Source organism: Paenibacillus sp. R-74696, from assembly GCF_055814915.1.
The window spans coordinates 1-17,705 of record NZ_JBPULM010000023.1 but is presented as its reverse complement, the minus strand read 5'-3'; the positions used below and the strand labels follow the sequence as shown (position 1 = coordinate 17,705).

General features: G+C 47.2%; 8 protein-coding genes. 7 read left to right on the top strand and 1 reads right to left on the bottom strand.

The window, feature by feature from the left end:
- Nucleotides 1–93 precede the first annotated feature (93 nt).
- The 7 genes from ACSR9A_RS06445 to ACSR9A_RS06415 all read left to right on the top strand — a co-directional run bounded on the left by ACSR9A_RS06445 (nucleotide 94) and on the right by ACSR9A_RS06415 (nucleotide 15,976).
- On the top strand, nucleotides 94–2,130 hold the full coding sequence (locus ACSR9A_RS06445) for a hypothetical protein (RefSeq protein ID WP_473756250.1): 2,037 nt from the start codon (nucleotides 94–96) through the stop codon (nucleotides 2,128–2,130).
- 55 nt (nucleotides 2,131–2,185) lie between these two features.
- Nucleotides 2,186–3,340, top strand: coding sequence for a glycoside hydrolase family 88 protein (locus ACSR9A_RS06440; protein ID WP_473756249.1), 1,155 nt, complete (start codon nucleotides 2,186–2,188; stop codon nucleotides 3,338–3,340).
- 71 nt (nucleotides 3,341–3,411) lie between these two features.
- Nucleotides 3,412–4,611 carry a DUF2264 domain-containing protein gene (locus ACSR9A_RS06435; RefSeq protein ID WP_473756248.1) on the top strand — a complete coding sequence of 400 codons (1,200 nt, stop codon included), beginning with the start codon at nucleotides 3,412–3,414 and terminating at the stop codon, nucleotides 4,609–4,611.
- 407 nt (nucleotides 4,612–5,018) lie between these two features.
- The gene (gene groES / locus ACSR9A_RS06430) at nucleotides 5,019–5,300 is read left to right on the top strand and encodes a co-chaperone GroES (protein WP_046229112.1); all 282 of its coding nucleotides are present in this window, start codon (nucleotides 5,019–5,021) and stop codon (nucleotides 5,298–5,300) included.
- A gap of 91 nt (nucleotides 5,301–5,391) precedes the next feature.
- On the top strand, nucleotides 5,392–7,026 hold the full coding sequence (groL, locus tag ACSR9A_RS06425) for a chaperonin GroEL (protein ID WP_473756247.1): 1,635 nt from the start codon (nucleotides 5,392–5,394) through the stop codon (nucleotides 7,024–7,026).
- 813 nt (nucleotides 7,027–7,839) lie between these two features.
- Nucleotides 7,840–15,306, top strand: a complete 7,467-nt coding sequence (locus ACSR9A_RS06420; RefSeq protein WP_473756246.1) for an InlB B-repeat-containing protein — start codon at nucleotides 7,840–7,842, stop codon at nucleotides 15,304–15,306.
- A 460-nt stretch (nucleotides 15,307–15,766) separates the two neighbouring features.
- Nucleotides 15,767–15,976, top strand: a complete 210-nt coding sequence (locus ACSR9A_RS06415; RefSeq protein WP_473756245.1) for a hypothetical protein — start codon at nucleotides 15,767–15,769, stop codon at nucleotides 15,974–15,976.
- 193 nt (nucleotides 15,977–16,169) lie between these two features.
- Here ACSR9A_RS06415 and ACSR9A_RS06410 read toward each other — a convergent pair whose 3' ends face one another.
- Nucleotides 16,170–17,147, bottom strand: coding sequence for a tRNA dihydrouridine synthase (locus ACSR9A_RS06410; protein WP_341279370.1), 978 nt, complete (start codon nucleotides 17,145–17,147; stop codon nucleotides 16,170–16,172).
- Between the last annotated feature and the right edge of the window lie 558 nt (nucleotides 17,148–17,705).

Sequence of the window (17,705 nt, the reverse complement as noted above, 5' to 3'; positions counted from 1 at the left end):
ATGGATAGAGAGCATATAGAGCACAGATAGAAACGAATTGGGAACTTAGAACAATCGTAAGGCTGTGGAAGCATGGGGAGAGGAGCGGAATTTATGAAGCAGCAAGAGCAAGAGCAAGAGCAAGAGCAAGAGCAAGAGCAATTCCTACTGGAAAAGCGCTTTGCGGAGCGTTTCTTGGGACAGCTGTATTTGCCAGCAGAGCGTCGAAGCGGGCTGGCGCTGTTATTGAATGGAGAGCCGCTGTCTGCGGGACAGCTAGGCGATGAATGGTATGACAAGCTGCGCAAAGCTGCGGTGCAGCGTCCGTTAGTCGAGGAGATTCGCGCCGAGGCACAGCGCCAATTGGCGAGCATTGAGCCGGAGCTGAGCGAAGCCCTGTTTCGCATGTACAAGGAGACGGGAGAGCGGCTGCCGTATGAGCGGGTTTATTTTCAAAAAAGGCGGCGGTTGAATTCATTTGCACTTATGGCGCTGATTGAGCCTGAGGAGCCGTCATATTTGGAGGCGCTGCAGGCTTCGCTTTGGTCGATCTGCGAGGAGCGGACGTGGTGTCTGCCCGCGCATGTCGGTGGGGCAGAACAGCAGACGCCCATTGATTTATTCGCTGCGGAGACTGGCTTCGCACTCAGCGAAATAAGCGCGCTACTTGGCTTGCGGCTGCCAGAGGAAGTGCACCTGCGTATTCGTGAGGAAGTGGAAAAGCGGCTGTTTCAGCCATTTTTGACAGAGGGGCCTTATTTTTGGGAGAGCGCGGAGCATAATTGGGCGGCGGTATGTGCCGGGTCGATTGGCGCGGCAGCATTGCATTTGATGGACGATCTCGAACGGCTGGAGGCCGTGATTTCCCGCACGCTAGCTGCGATGGATTGCTATTTGGACGGCTATGGCGAGGATGGAGCGTGTGCGGAAGGGTATTCGTATTGGCAATATGGCTTTGGCTTTTATGTTTATTTTGCACAGCTGCTTAAGGCGGCAACGGATGGAGCCGTTGATTTATTTCGCAGCCCAAAAGTGCAGGAAATCGCAATGTTCCAGCAGAAGTGCTTTACAGGTGGACGCAGCATTGTGAATTTTTCCGATGCTCCTCCTGAAAGCGGTATCTTCATGGGGCTGAGCTGCTATTTGCATCAGGAGTTTCCTTCTGTGGCAATGCCGCATGCGAGCTTGCGCGACGCTTATACAGGGGATCATTGCGCAAGGTGGGCGCCTGCGTTGCGGAATTTGCTTTGGTGGGAGGAAGCGGGACGAGGCTCAGGGGATGGGCCGGAGCAAGGAGCCCGGCAAGAGACTCGGGAAGAGGATCAGGAAGATGGATTGCAGGAAGGACTGCAAGGTGATGGCGCAAGCACTGCGGGCCAGATTGTGAAGTATGCTGATGCTGCCTTATGGCCGACAGAGTCGCATTATTTGGAAAATGTACAGTGGCTGCTGTCCCGTTATGTCGCGGAGGATGGAGCTGCATATAGTTTTGCCGCCAAAGGCGGACATAACGCAGAGCCGCACAATCATAATGATGTTGGGCAGTTTGTACTTCATGCGGACGGAGAAGCCTACATGGCGGATTTGGGCAGCGGGGAGTATACGGCGGACTATTTTGGCCCGCAGCGGTATGCGCTTTGGTGCAACGGCTCGCACGGACATTCCGTGCCGATCATTGGCGGCGCGCGCCAGCGCGAGGGCGCGGACGCGCGCGCCGTGGTTGTGCAGGCGGCGACCAGCGCGGAGCTTGACGTGCTGGAGCTTGAGCTGCAGGCCGCGTACGGCGAGGAAGCGGGCCTTGCAGGGCTGGGGCGGCGCTTCGAGTGGAACAAGAAGGGCGCGCTGCCTGTGCTGACGATCCGAAGCCGATATCGGTTTCGGGAGGAAGTGGACGGCGAGCGCGAGATTATCGAGCGCTTCGTTGCACGGCAGATGCCGGAGGCCCGGGAGGCCGATGGTGTCGTGGTCTTGCAGGGACGCAAGAGGCTGACGATTGCGTTTGATGCGCAGCAGTGGAAGCCAGTGGTGACGCAGCGGAGCGATATGGATCATTTTGGGCGTGAACGGCAATGGTACACGCTGGATTTTCATCATTTGCAGGCGGGAGCTGCGGCCGTGGAAGAGGAGTTTGTTTTTCGCTTTGAGCCATAGGCTGGAATAGCTAAGAGCACGAGATTAATGCGCCAAACAAAAGGAGAGCGAAGCAATGACAGGGCAGGAGAAGGGGCAGAAGCAGCAAGACTGGGTGAATGAAGCTTGGGACAAGGTGAATCAGAAGATTGGACGGACTAGCGGCCGAATCGGTGCGCAATTTCCACATGCAAGCGTGAACGGGACTTATGTGCTGGAGTCGGCGCATTGGTGGACGGCGGGATTTTGGCCAGGACTGCTATGGCTGCTCTATCAAGATGAACATTCGTGCACGGAGCGCTACAAGGAGCTTGCCGAAGCCTGTGAGCTTAAGCTCGACGAGGTCATCATGGGCTATGACCGGCTTGACCATGATATCGGCTTCATGTGGACGCTTACTAGTGTGGCACGCTATAAGCTGCTGGGGGAGGAGGATTCGCGGCGGCGGGCACTGCTTGCAGCGAACCTGCTAAGCGGCCGCTTCAATATTCAGGGCCGCTATATTCGGGCATGGAACCCTTGGCGGGAAGGCGAGCGCAATGATGGACTGGCTATTATCGACTGTATGATGAATTTGCCGCTGCTCTACTGGGCTTCGCGCACGACGGAGGACCCGCGCTACAAGCATTTGGCGATGGCGCATGCCGATACGGTACTGGAGCAATTTATTCGGCCGGATGGCTCGGTCTATCATATTGTAGAGTTTGATCCGCAAAGTGGCGAAGTAGCTGCGAAGCATGGCGGGCAAGGATTTGCAGCCGAATCGGCATGGTCGCGGGGCGCATCCTGGGCGATTTATGGCATGGCGCTCAGCTACGCCCATAGCGGCGAGCAGCGGTATTTGGATGCGGCGAAGCGCACGGCCCATTTTTTTCTGGCGAATTTACCTGAGGATTCCGTGCCGCATTGGGATTTCCGGATACCGGAAGGCGTGGAGACGTACCGTGATTCATCGGCGGGCGCATGCGCGGCTTGCGGCTTGCTGGCGATTGCGGACGTAGTGCCAGAGGTCGAGCGTGACTTGTATCGCAGTGCGGGGGAGCGGATTTTGAAATCGCTGTACGAGAACTATGGCGCATGGGCGGACGATGCAGAGGAGGAAGGGCTGGTTTTGCATGGCACGAGCCACTACCCGGAACGCAAAAATCTCGACGTCCCGCTCATCTACGGCGATTATTTCTTTACAGAGGGCCTGTCCAAGCTGCGCGGCTACGATAGCTTCTGGTCGTAGGTCGAGCATTTGGCGGAAGTAGATCGCTATTCGATTAGCATAGATAGGGAACAGAAAGGGGCGAACGGCCGTTGATTGGGGAAAAAGGTACAGATTCAGGCGAGAGAGTGCAGTTAGCGGAGGAACGAAAGTATTGGGTGAGCGAGTTATGCCGTGTAGCCGAGCCTGTGCTGCGCCTGCTAGCGGCTCGGGAGCTGAAAAAAACGATGCCTGTGCAGGCTGCTGCGGGACAGGATCGCTCTGATGTGACCCATCTGGAGGCGCTGGGCCGTCTCTTATGTGGAATAGCGCCTTGGCTTGAAGGCAGCGGCGGGGCAGACGAAGCGGAGGAGCGGCTGCGCCAGCAATATGCGGAGCTGTCACGTGCTGCGATTGCTGCTGGCTGCGACCCGGAATCTCCTGATTATATGAATTTCGCCGAAGGCTTTCAGCCGATTGTCGATGCGGCGTTTCTGGCGCAGGCGATTTTGCGTGCGCCGACGGAGCTTTGGGATAAGCTGGATGCCAAGGTGCAGAAGCATGTTGTCCAAGCTTTCAAACTAACCCGCTCGCGCAAGCCATTCGCCATGAACTGGCTGCTTTTCTCTGCGATTATTGAAGCAGCGTTGTACCGCATGGGTGAAAGCGATTGGGACCCGATGCGTATTGATTATGCGCTCAAGCAGCATGAGCAGTGGTATGTTGGTGACGGAGCCTATGGCGATGGGCCATCGTTCCATTTCGACTATTACAACAGCTTTGTAATCCAGCCCATGCTCGTTGACATCGTGGCAGCCGTTCATGGCTGCTATGAAGATTGGGATGCCATGCAGGCGAGCATCAAGGAGAGAGCAAGGCGCTGGGCAGAGGTGCAGGAGCGGCTTATTTCTCCTGAAGGCACCTTTCCCCCGCTGGGCCGCTCGCTTGCCTACCGCTGCGGCGCCATGCAAAGCTTGGCGCAAAGCGCGCTGCTCGGCGAGCTTCCCGGCAGCGTTTCTCCGGCACAGGCACGCTGCGCATTGACCGCGGTTATTCGGCGCAGCTTGTCTGTGCCCGGCACATTTACAGAGGATGGATGGCTGACCATCGGCTTTTGCGGCAGCCAGCCAGACATTGGCGAGCATTATATTTCCACAGGCAGCTTGTATTTATGCGCGGCTGTGTTTCTCCCGCTGGGACTTGCCGCTGAGCATCCCTTTTGGAGCGGCGAGCCTGAGGATTGGACAGCGCGCAAAGCGTGGTCAGGGGCTGTTTTTTCAATGGATCAGGCATTGAAAGGGTTGCAGTCGTAATAGGCTGCGAGAGTAAGAGAAGAGTACGTGCTATTAGCAGCAGGAGTAAGCAGTGAGGCGCGGCTGTACTGAACAGGTTGGCCTTCTCTTATTTTGCTGCTTTTTCGAACCCGCATATCCAAGAAATGATAAGCTTCAGCCGTGCCTCAAACTTTCACAGAAGACCGTTTACCTTGGAGCAAGCTCGGCAACAATGGATGAGGGGCTGCGCTCGCACTGCATGAGATGAAGCAGAAGGCTTCATAAAACGGTCTTTTTGCCAATGGTATGTAAATTTCCTGCAAAAATCATTCCCAAGCACTTGAAATTAATAACGAAAAAAAGTATGATAAACATGATTGTTAGCACTTCATGCTCATGAGTGCTAACAAAAATAAGCGACAAATTTTTAAAGGAGGCTATTTTCAATGATCAGACCTTTGGGTGAACGTGTATTAGTAGAAGCGATCGCGAAAGAAGAAACGACTGCAAGCGGTATCGTTTTGCCAGATTCGGCTAAGGAAAAACCGCAAGAAGGTAAAGTGGTGGCTGTTGGCAGCGGCGCGCTGAAAGACGGAGTTCGCGTAGCGCTTGAAGTTAAAGAAGGCGATCGCGTCCTTTTCTCCAAATATGCGGGAACAGAAGTCAAATACGACGGCAAAGAGTATTTGATTATGAAAGAAAGCGACATTCACGCGATCTTTGAATAGGCTGCTCACATACAGCTTGACTGGACTTAAACGAAACGGCGCAGGCCGTTAAGCATACTTATATGAATATATTTTCGGGAGGTAAATGTTAATGGCAAAGGATATTAAATTTAGCGAAGACGCTCGCCGCGCAATGCTGCGTGGTGTTGATGCACTTGCAAATGCTGTAAAAGTTACACTCGGACCTAAAGGCCGCAACGTCGTGCTGGAGAAAAAATTCGGCAGCCCGTTGATCACGAACGATGGTGTATCCATCGCGAAAGAAATCGAGCTGGAAGATGCATTCGAGAACATGGGTGCACAGCTTGTTAAAGAAGTAGCAACAAAAACAAATGATGTTGCCGGTGACGGTACAACTACAGCTACTGTTTTGGCTCAAGCGATGATTCGCGAAGGTCTGAAAAACGTAACAGCTGGCGCTAACCCAATGGTTATCCGCAAAGGTATTGAAAAAGCGGTTAAAGCTGCAGTGGAAGAGCTGCAAAACATCGCTAAACCAATCGAAGGCAAACAATCCATCGCTCAAGTTGCGGCTATTTCTTCCGCTGACGATGAAGTTGGCCAACTGATTGCAGAAGCTATGGAAAAAGTGGGCAACGACGGCGTTATTACCGTTGAGGAGTCCAAAGGCTTTGTAACGGAGCTTGAAGTGGTTGAAGGTATGCAATTCGACCGTGGATACATCTCCCACTACATGGTTACTGACACAGACAAAATGGAAGCTGTTCTGGATAACCCGTATATCCTGATCACTGACAAAAAAATTACAAACATTCAGGAAATTCTTCCTGTGCTTGAGAAAGTCGTTCAATCCGGCAAACAGCTTCTGATCATTGCAGAAGATGTAGAAGGCGAAGCGAACGCAACTCTGGTTGTGAACAAACTGCGCGGTACATTCACTTGCGTGGCTGTTAAAGCACCAGGCTTCGGCGACCGTCGTAAAGCGATGCTGCAAGATATCGCGGCACTTACTGGTGGTCAAGTGATCACTGAGGAACTGGGCCTTGAGCTGAAATCGACTACGGTTGAGCAACTGGGTTCTGCTCGTCAAGTACGCGTAACAAAAGAAAACACAATCGTGATTGACGGCAGCGGCGACGCTTCTGACATCGCGGCTCGTGTAAGCCAAATCCGTACGCAGCTGGAAGAAACAACTTCCGACTTCGACCGCGAGAAACTGCAAGAGCGTCTGGCTAAATTGTCCGGCGGCGTAGCGGTTATCAAAGTCGGTGCTGCTACTGAAACAGAATTGAAAGAGCGCAAGCTTCGCATCGAAGATGCCCTGAACTCGACTCGCGCAGCGGTTGAAGAAGGTATCGTATCCGGTGGTGGTACAGCTCTAATTAACGTATATAAAGCAGTTGCTGCTGTTAATGCAGAAGGCGACGAGCAAACAGGCGTTAACATCGTTCTTCGTTCCCTTGAAGAGCCGCTTCGCACAATTGCTGCGAATGCTGGCCAAGAAGGTTCGGTTATCGTTGAGCGCTTGAAAAATGAAGAAATCGGCATTGGCTACAACGCTGCTACTGGAACATGGGTTAACATGTTCGAGGCAGGTATCGTTGACCCTGCCAAAGTTACACGCTCCGCGCTGCAAAACGCAGCTTCCGTTGCAGCTATGTTCCTGACAACTGAAGCCGTTGTTGCTGACAAGCCTGAACCAAAAGGCGCTGGCGGCGGCATGCCTGACATGGGCGGTATGGGTGGAATGGGCGGCATGATGTAATGAAATCATTATCGAAGTAATTCGATAATGAGCGACCGCGCTTAAGCGGTAGATTTCATCGCCGATGGGGCTGAAAAACGCTCCATGCGGTAGAACTGACAAGGCTTCCGAGCCTTTCAGCTTTATATCATCCCAGCATTTTGCTTCATAAATTGAGGTTGTAATGACCACGACTTGTGAAGCAGTCACAGTTATAAATAATAAATCAAACAAAAACCACTTCTTAATAATTCTATTAGGGAGTGGTTTTTTTTGTTGTTTAAATTTGCTTATAAGGATTTTCTGGATGACAGTCGGTTTAAGAATACTACGAAAGTGAACATCAGAAATGATCAGACAATGTTAGGTGAGTTCATTAACTATTGTGTAGAACATGAAGTGGTTGCATGGTGGAGTGCGAGGTAATGAAGGGAAGTCCTGCTAAGAAAATAAAGCTACTGAAAGTTGATGTGAAGATAGATGCGTTTAGTGATTGATAAGGGAATGACAAGTAATCCGCAGAAAATGCCGGGGGTCTCCATTAAACTATACTCATGGAAAAAAATGGTTACAAGTTTAAAGTTTTCTTTGTAATTCACCGATGATTCTATCAATCATGGTAGGATGAGAGGGCGAAAATGATAGGATTTTCGCATTTACTGTCGCAATTTTAGTTGTTATGTAAGGAAGGTAAGTAAGTATAACTGAAGCCGGGGGACGATGCATTTGTAATGACGAAGCGGTCAGTGGGATACCGTCTTTGAGCTTGATAATAAGCGTGCCAGCACGGCAACGAAAGAGATTCAAAACTACGAATAGAGAGGATAAAAAGGGATGAAACAAGTAATTAAACAGGCATGGAAATTAAAATCGCGTCTACTTGCATTGTTAATTGCCATCAGCCTGGTAGTGAGCTTGTTGCCAGTGCATCAGGTGGCAGCATCAGAAACCAGTAGTTTTCAAAATATGAATCGAACGCTCGAATTTCAAGATGTTAGTTTAACGGATTGGTTCTACGATGAGGTAGTCTATGTCCAGCAGAATGGATTATTTAACGGAACGGGTGAGGATACTTTCTCGCCTCATGGAACGATGACTCGTGCCATGTATGTGACAGCACTAGGAAGAATGGCAGGTGTGGATGTAAGGGAGTATCCTGTCTCGACTTTTGCCGATGTGCAGACGGGGGCGTGGTATGCACCGTATGTGGAGTGGGCAGTTAAGACAGGGATTACTGTTGGTACGGGCAACCAGAACTTTTCTGCAGATACCACAATAACTAGGGAACAGATGTCGACGATGACTTTACGTTATTTTGAACACTATCAAATTCCCTATCAAACTAGTAATTCCATAACCACAGCACCAGCAGATCTTGCGAGTGCATCATCTTGGGCAGCCGATGCTATTGTCAAACTGTGGCAAGCAGGCTTGTTCGTCGGCGATAAAAATGGTAACTTCAACCCGCATGCCCAAGCAACTCGTGCGGAAGCAGCTGCTACCTTCATGCGTAGTGACGCGATTGTGAAGGAGTGGCAAGACCAAAATCAACCGACGACAACACCAACACTAGCACCAACACCTGAACCTAGCAGTAAAATTGGTGCTGGTGGCGGCAACAGCGGCAATAACAACGGTGGCAACGGTAATACGAATGACACTTTACATACGCTGACGTTCGAGAGCAACGGCGGGTCGGCAGTGACTGCTCAGACGGTACAGAAAGGGAAAACGCTAAATAAGTTGCCTGTACCGACAAAGGAAGGATTTATTTTCCAAGGATGGTTTAGGGACAGTGATTTGTCACTTATCTTCGCGGAAGGCAGTAGCGTTACTGCTGATTCGAAGTTGTATGCGAAGTATATTGATAATGTGAGTAATGCTGTACAGAGTATTCCCAGTTATTCGGTGCTGGATGTTGCGCCGGGTTTTACCATTAATGTAAACGATGTATCCGGTAATTTGACAGCAGAGGAAGTAAAGGCAGGGATGACGTTTGTCGATACAGCGGACCCTGATTCTACGGGAATTAGCGTCATTGGTATGAAGGGTACTTTCCATGTAGTGTCTGCCGCTGAAGACGGTAGATTTGAAGAAGGTCACACTTATCAACTTACGTTGATGAACGACAATCTATCCTTCCAAGGTCAAGATGTGACAACGAGCATCTATGTGTTCAGTGTTGCCAAACAAGAAGCTATGGATATTCCGTTGAATCCGAATATGGTCTATTTATCCTTCGAGGATGTCACGGATATGAAACTGAATGGCGAGAATGTGGATTCGCCTGCAATTTCGGTAGTAACTGCCACGGTAGGTAATAACGAAACTGCTCTTGCCGAGGCGAATACGGGCAGCGGCACTTTCAAGTATGTAGGAAGCACCGAGGTTCAAGTTGGCAATATCGTTGCCATCTACGAAGGGATTCGACCTGATCAACGCACGGTAACTACCAGTGGTATCGACGACGGTGACGTTGCCTATATACAGATTACCAAGATGGAAGGCAACATCTATACCTATGACCACGCGGATGCCAAGCAGGTATTGTTCAGACCAGATGTTTTGCCAGTGAGTGAAGAAGCGGATACGGATGGGGACCCAAGTAATAACTCCATTACGATAGAACATGTTGCGATGAACTATAGCGATAGCCAATATGAGCCATTCGGCTTAAGTGATCTTACGACCGTTGATGTGGGCGATTTTATTGGATTCTATGAGGGTGAGTTTGCTCAAGAAGGTTCTAAAGTAACTCATTATGGGCGGATCACGAGTATTACGCCTGTGGCAGAGATGGATATTATCGAGTATACCGATGCTACTATGCAGGACATAGAGCAGGCCTTTAATATTTATCAACACCAAGCAATTGACGGTGATCAATTGCTGTCAGATGAGGATATTGCGAAGTTAGAAGAACAAATTGAGCGGCAAGCGATAGATAGCGGATTCGTCGATCAAGCTGCGAAGTATCTATCCACCCTATCGATGGAAACAGACACCTTCAAGGCACAAGCACGGGGGATTTCACCAGAGAAGCTTCGTAGCGTGGAAAAAATCAAAGTAGAGAATTTGACTGTCGTTGCTTCACTCGGTACGACACTTAAGAACATTGCTGGTCGAACATCTGGAGTTAGCGCTAAGCTTCAGGTAGGGGCCGACATTGTAATTAGGATTCATGAAGAGAGTGACCTTGTTATCCATATGACCGGAACATTCATTGAGGAGATCAGCTTGGATCTCGGCATCAATGGAGACCTGCAAGGACATTGGCTTACATTGTGGGGCATCCCTTATTGGTATAGCATAGATGATTATGTTATTACTGCTAATTTGGATGCTCGCACCTACACCGGGATCAATATCACTGCAGAGATTGCTACCGTTGAACATGATAAGTTGGGTGATGCGCTGGACGATTGGCTTGGAGAGAAGAATGCTGGTCGACTAGGCAAGGTATTGAACATTGCAAAAGAGATTCAAGCGTTGCTTGATGGTGTGCAGGATACGGGAGTAGATTCGGCGACACTGAAGGCTAAATATCAAGAGATGCTGGAGAACGATACAGATTGGGTTACTTTAATCGAGAAGACACTTCTTGAGAAAAGCATGCGCGTAGTATTGGGACTTATAGAAATCAAATTTGAAGCAAAATTCGTTGTCAAAGCAAAGGTTAATCTAACGATAGGGACAGACTTCTTCTACAAGACTGCTAAGCGCTACTCGGTTACGTTACGTGTGCTAAGTCTCAATGGTAATACTAGCACGGTAAGTCTGCCAGGTGACGGTGATTATCAGTTTACATTCTATGTCATGGGTACACTCGGATTACGGGCGGGTATTCATCTGGAGCTACAAGCAGGGCTTGGTAGCGTTGATTGGAATAGCATTGGAATTTCTGTAGAACCCGGCGCATATGTGAACTTATGGGGATATTTCTACTATCAATTGAAAAATATGAACGGGGTACAGTCCACCCAGTCATCTGGTGCTCTATATGTAGAGATTGGTCTATACTTGGAAGTCGAAGTAGGAGCACAATTGGGCGATGGGGCTATTTCGGGCAGTGTGCCCGTGTATGAGAATACATGGCCGCTGTATACAGTAGGGGAGCAAACTAATGTTTTCGACTTCTCCTATCCGCAGGATGATAAACTCGGAATTACATTAGCAGGAAAGGCTTCATCTCTCTATTTACCTACGAAGCTAGTAACGATGAGCTTGCTCGATTTGAAAACAGGGGATACAAGTGAAGAGACATATCTCGAGCATTTAAAGTTTTCGATTGATCCTACGAAATTTGATGTTCAGATAGATAATCCGAACTTCTACTATTACAAAGAACGCCGGTCGATAAGTGTAGTCGATACGAGTATTCCAGTAAGCACGGGCAACTTAGTCATTACATGGAAGGGTTCACCGCTTACGTTCAATTATGAACCGCTCAAGCGTACCATTCCGTTAATCTGGCTTTCCAAAGCGGGTGACTATACGTTCCAATTGGATCCACAGAATGGAGAAATGACCGAAGTTATCGCTGCCGCTTATAATGCGAAGATTAGTGTAAAAACTCCGATCAAACCGGGATACACCTTTAATGGATGGTACACTGAGGCTTCTGGCGGTACGAAGGTGACGATACCAAGCCAAATGCCTGCAGAGGATCGCAATTTGTATGCGCAATGGATTGCGAATACAAATACAGCTTATACTGTTGAGCATTATTTGATTGATCCGAATACAGGAACAGCGTCTTCGCCTGTTTATACGGAAGCATTGACCGGGACTACAGAAGCAGAGATTAGGATAACATCCGATAAGTTTAAGGATCAAGGCTACAGGAATAGTTCGGTAAGCGGGGTGTATATCAAGGGAGATGGTTCGACGGTCGCTAGATTGTATTACGCTCCAGCGAATCGTACGATGAGTTTCAATTTTGGCTACACAGGTTCCCAGAGCATCAAGGTAACGGAGCAATTCGGCAAGAACATTGCCGCACGTATACCATCAATACCAACGAGGTTGGGATATACGTTTGCCGGATGGACACCGGAGGTTCCTAGCACTATGCCAACTTCAGATACAACCTATACCGCAAAGTGGATAGCAAGGGAGGATACATCTTACCAAGTCGTGCATTTACATCAAAATATTTCAAGCAATACTTATACGGTGGTAGATACAGAATCTTATCGCGGTACAACTGGCACCGAAGTGGATCTAATGACAATTCAACCTAAGTCCTATGAAAACTTTACGATTGATTACAGCAATCCGGGAACTGTACTTAAAAGCAAAATAGCAGGTGACGGTACAACAACTCTGAAGGTATTCTACAAGCGCAGCACTTATAAGATGACGATTGATTACAATGGCGCAGGCATGGACACTAGTGCAGTTGACGTACCATATGGAGCGACTACGTCGCTACGTTTAGGTACTCCAATTAGGGAGGGATATACATTCGCAGGATGGTTGCCTGCACCACCACAAACGATGCCCAATCAGAATGTTGAATTTACCGCACAATGGACGGGTAACAACTATACGGTAAGCTTCAATGTTAACGGTGCTTCACAGGAGGTTGCGGATCAGACATTGGGCTATGGCGATAAGGTGATTATACCTACTGCACCGACGCGGGAAGATTATGTGTTCGGTGGTTGGTACAGAGACATAACCCTTACGAATGCGTATGATTTTGCGACAGCGGTGGTATCAGGTAATTTTACGTTGTATGCAAAATGGAATGAACTTAGTTATACGGTAAGTTTCGACAGTAGTGGCGGTACATCGGTGCCTGACCAGACGGTAAAAAAGGGAGCTGTGGTTAGCATACCTACAGACCCGACGCGGGAAGGTTATGAGTTCGCTGGTTGGTATAGAGATAACGCTCTAACGAACGGCTACGATTTTACGACAGCGGTGGTAACCGGTGATATGACGTTGTACGCAAAATGGAATAAGAAACAGCTGAAAAGTTACACGGTAAGCTTTGACAGTAATGGCGGCACATCATTGCCTAACCAAACTGTAGAAGAAGGAGCCGTGGTTATGGCACCTGAAAATCCAACGCAGGAAGGTTATGTGTTTGACGGTTGGTACAGTGATAATGCTCTAACGAGCGCCTACAACTTTAAGACAGCGATCGTAACAGATGATATTACTTTGTATGCGAAATGGATTAAGAAACAGCAAGATAGTTTAACGGTGACCTTCGACAGTAATGGCGGCACATCAGTGCCTGGACAAACGGTGCAAAAAGGATCAATTGTTAGAGTACCTACAAGCCCAACACGGGAAGGCTATTCGTTCGTTGGTTGGTTCAGTGATAGCGCCCTAACGAAAGCCTACATCTTCTCGACACGGGTGGAAACGGGTGAACTTACGTTGTATGCGAGTTGGTCTAGACGCAGTTATACAGTAGTTTTCAACGAGAGGGGCGGTACACCAGTACCTAGCCAGACTGTAGGAGCGGGAGACATGGCTATAGTACCTGAAGGGTTTACACGGGAGGGTCATACGTTTGCTGGTTGGTTCAGTGATAGCGCCCTAACGAAAGCCTATAATTTCACGGATCCTGTGGTGAGAAATATAAGCTTGTACGCCAAATGGACGATAAATTCCTATACGGTGAGCTTTAATAACAATGGCGGAGGGCATATTAATAGTGTTGAAGTGATATACGGCAACAAAATAAATATACCTAGCAATCCTGGGAGGGACGGTTATGTGTTCGGCGGTTGGTATATTGATCCTGCGTTGACGGAGCTTTATAATTTCAAAACATCATATGTGTATAACGATATTACGTTGTATGCGAAGTGGACGGTCAACTATACGGTGAGCTTCGAAACGAACGGTGGTTCGGCAGTAGCTAATCAGTCTGTTATACATGGTGAATCGGCTACGATCCCAAATTCAAATAAAGATTCTTATGCACTCGAGGGCTGGTACATCGACGCCGATCTGACTGAAGTATATGACTTCAAGACACCGGTGACGAGTCCTATCACGTTGTATGCGAAGTGGATAACTGGTTCTTACACGTTCACTTTCGACAGTAACGGTGGATCGAGTATAGGAGGGGGGAGAGTGCCAACTGGCGGCAAAGTTTCGAAGCCTACAGGTGTATATTATACACCGAGATTGGAAGGTTATGTGCTCGCCGGCTGGTATAGCGATAGCAGTTTGACGAGTCCTTACGACTTCGAGACACCAGTGACAGCAGACATCACGCTATACGCAAAGTGGGTGCCGTCACCATGGCAAGCTATAGGTAGCCCAACAGAAGAATACTCTCCACAATACGCAATAGATAGCCAAGGCAATCTTTTTGCAGCATTTGCGCAGGGAAGCTCTGTCATCGTGAAGAAGTACGAGAATGGTGAATGGATAGAGATTGGCAATAGTGGTGGCAGCAATGTAACTGTTTATGGTGTAGATATCGGTATAGACAGCAATGACACACTTTACATTACTTATTCACTTAATGATGGGTTTTACGTTGATTATTATACCGTTGTGAGAAAATATGATGGATTCAAATGGGATACTATAGGCTCGCCTACTAATGGGCTTGTCAATAAGAAGAATCCAAAGATATCGTTCGACGGTGCTAACAATCCGTATGTCGTATATTCTTCTGCCGGCTATGAAGATCGACTTCAAGGGGTGGTGAAATATGACGGTACAAATTGGGTGAGCGTTAGTGGTGGTATAGATCTATCGAAAGGTGCTTACTATTCTCCAGATATCACATTCGATAAAAACAATACCCCGTATTTATTTTTTAGGACTTCTGAAAAAACGGTGTTGAAGTATGAGGATGGCTCTTGGAAGGATGCCATCAATGATAACTCATCTGGGGATTTACGGGGTGGAAGTTCATCAATAGCATTTGGCTTGAACAATGAGCTTTATTTCGCTTATAGTGGTAACAATGTAATTGGATTGACACAATATACAGTACCTGACTGGGAACCTGTAGGCATAAGCCATCCTTTACAGACATCGAGTAGAGGATTGGGCATACCTATGGTAGTTGATAGCAAAGGTACGCTGTATATTGCCTATAATGATGTAGCCAACGGCAACAGGCTGACCGTGATGAAATACGACGGCAGTTGGCATCCTGTGGGCGAAGTTGCTATCTCTGGGGATATGCCAGACTATTTACAGCTTATTATAGATAGCCAAGACAATATCTATGTGATGTATCAGGAAATCACTAATCAAGGAGAAGTTAAAACGTTCGTGAAGAAGTATGAGCCAAGCTTGGATCTGGTCTCTCCGTAATCTTAGATCGTACAGGGCAGTCTATTCCCACCGGAATAGGCTGCTTTTCTGTTAGTCGATTCAAGAATGAGATGTGTGAACAGCTTCGCTCAGATTCAGGATACAAATTAATGTGTAAAAACTCTTGTAAGGGTTCATACAATGGAACCCATATTTACATTTATGGCAGCAATTTTACTTTCCCGTGGGAGTTACAGATATGGGATAGTAATGATTCTTCTGCGAACGAACAATCTCATAGCGAGCATAAGGCTAAACGTGCTTACATATCATGGCTGCAGATTTATGCTGAATCAAGGCTTAGTGAAATTAAAGGGGCGAGTGAAATGTTCTTCTATTCGGAATTCATAAATTAATCACGGATTCTGAACAATGGGATTCAGTCGTTGAAGAAATATTTCAAAGTTACCGGCAATATGGATCTACCGAAATTGCTGACATGGAAAGAGAAGTATGCTATATGCCAAATGGTCTGACAGGAACTGCTCCCATGCTGAAAGTGTTGTCCAGTGAAAGTGGGATAAGAGTTATGGATTTTATCTTAGATGTATTGGTAAAGTTTGAAGATTATTCGGCTGTTGATCTAGTTAATAAAACCCATGAAAAGGGCGGTTCCTGGGATAGGGTCTACATTCCAGGAATGAACTGTGAACGGACCAGTGATCTTTAAATACCACCACATCGTTCAATGAGATAAAAAGAGCTCGCATTTGAGCTCTTTTTTTATATGTAGCTTTTTGATATTAAAAGAATCTTTAAAAAATAACGGCGCTATCTCGGGGCCACCGCAATGTGGGCAATCCAAAATAAGAGACCTTCCCTAAGTTCATTGAACTCTTGAGAGGTCTCTTATTTTTAATCTTTCAATCTAATTCTTGCTCTAAAACCGCTTTTACTAAACGACGTACTTCATCTGTTGATGTGGTATCCATTAATTGGTTTCTTAGTTCGCCTGCGCCTCTAAATCCACGAACATAGATTTTGAAAAAGCGAAGAAGCGGTTTAAATGAACGCGGCAGAATTTCTTTTGAATATTTATCGTGAAGATCCAACTGTAAAAGAAGTAAATGGAGAAAATCCTTCGCGCTATGCTCTTTAGGTTCTTTTTCAAAAGCGAATGGATTGGTGAAAATGCCGCGGCCTATCATGACGCCATCGACGCCGTATTGTTCTACTAATTTTAATCCGGTTGCGCGGTCAGGAATATCTCCATTAATCGTTAACAACGTATTTGGAGCCATTTCATCGCGTAATTTTTTTATTTCAGGGATTAGTTCCCAGTGCGCAGCTACTTTACTCATCTCTTTTTTGGTACGAAGGTGAATGGAAAGATTCGCAATATCTTGCTTCAATATATGTCCTAACCAATCGCGCCACTCGTCAATAGCGTGGTAACCCAATCTTGTTTTAACACTAACCGGCAATCCACCTGCTTTTGCGGCTTGAATAATTTCTGCTGCAACTTCAGGATGCTGTATTAATCCCGCGCCTTTCCCATTGGAGGCGACGTTTTGTACGGGGCAGCCCATGTTTAAATCAATACCACGAAAACCAAGTTTTTTCATATCCATACTCATCTGTTCAAAAAATGCAGGTTTATTGCCCCAAATATGAGCGACAATCGGTTGCTCATCTTCTGTAAACGTTAATCGACCACGGACACTGTCTTTTCCTACAGGGTGACAATAACTTTCTGTATTTGTGAATTCTGTGAAAAATACGTCGGGTTTTGCAGCTTCACTAACGACGTGACGAAATACAACATCTGTGACATCTTCCATTGGCGCTAATATAAAAAATGGCTTTGGTAAGTCTAGCCAAAAATTTTGTTCGTTACTCATATTATCTCCTCTTGTTGCATCATATAAAAACCAAATAAGCGATAGCAAAGTCCTTTACCCACCATACATAATATCATTTTTTTTCGTTTGATGCACAGATTCAATTGTGTGATCGAGTGACCTATCGAGTTGTTCCCGCATAGGAAACATATGCTTGAATAATTCCATGGTCACATTTTGACCACGAACACTGCAAACACATCATATTGACTTGGAAATATAGGACTGATTTTTAAGGGGGTTCGGATAGAAAAACTAACATCATACTCGCAACTATCGTCTTTAACAAGAAAGCCAATACAGCTCGAAGCGCAGCTATGTATTATAAAAATTTTTGGGGAAATTACAAAATGCACAATTTTTATCAAGGAATTTGTTGGATTATGACGAATATTAATACTATATTTCTATATATGACTTGGGGGGATTTATTTTGCAGGGACGGGAAGCAATAAACCGAATATTGTCGATCAGGATTTTGAAAAGAGCACTGGCTATTTTCTTAACACTGGTAACAGTTTTGTTTAATTTTCAAGGTCACATTGTACAAGCTGCATC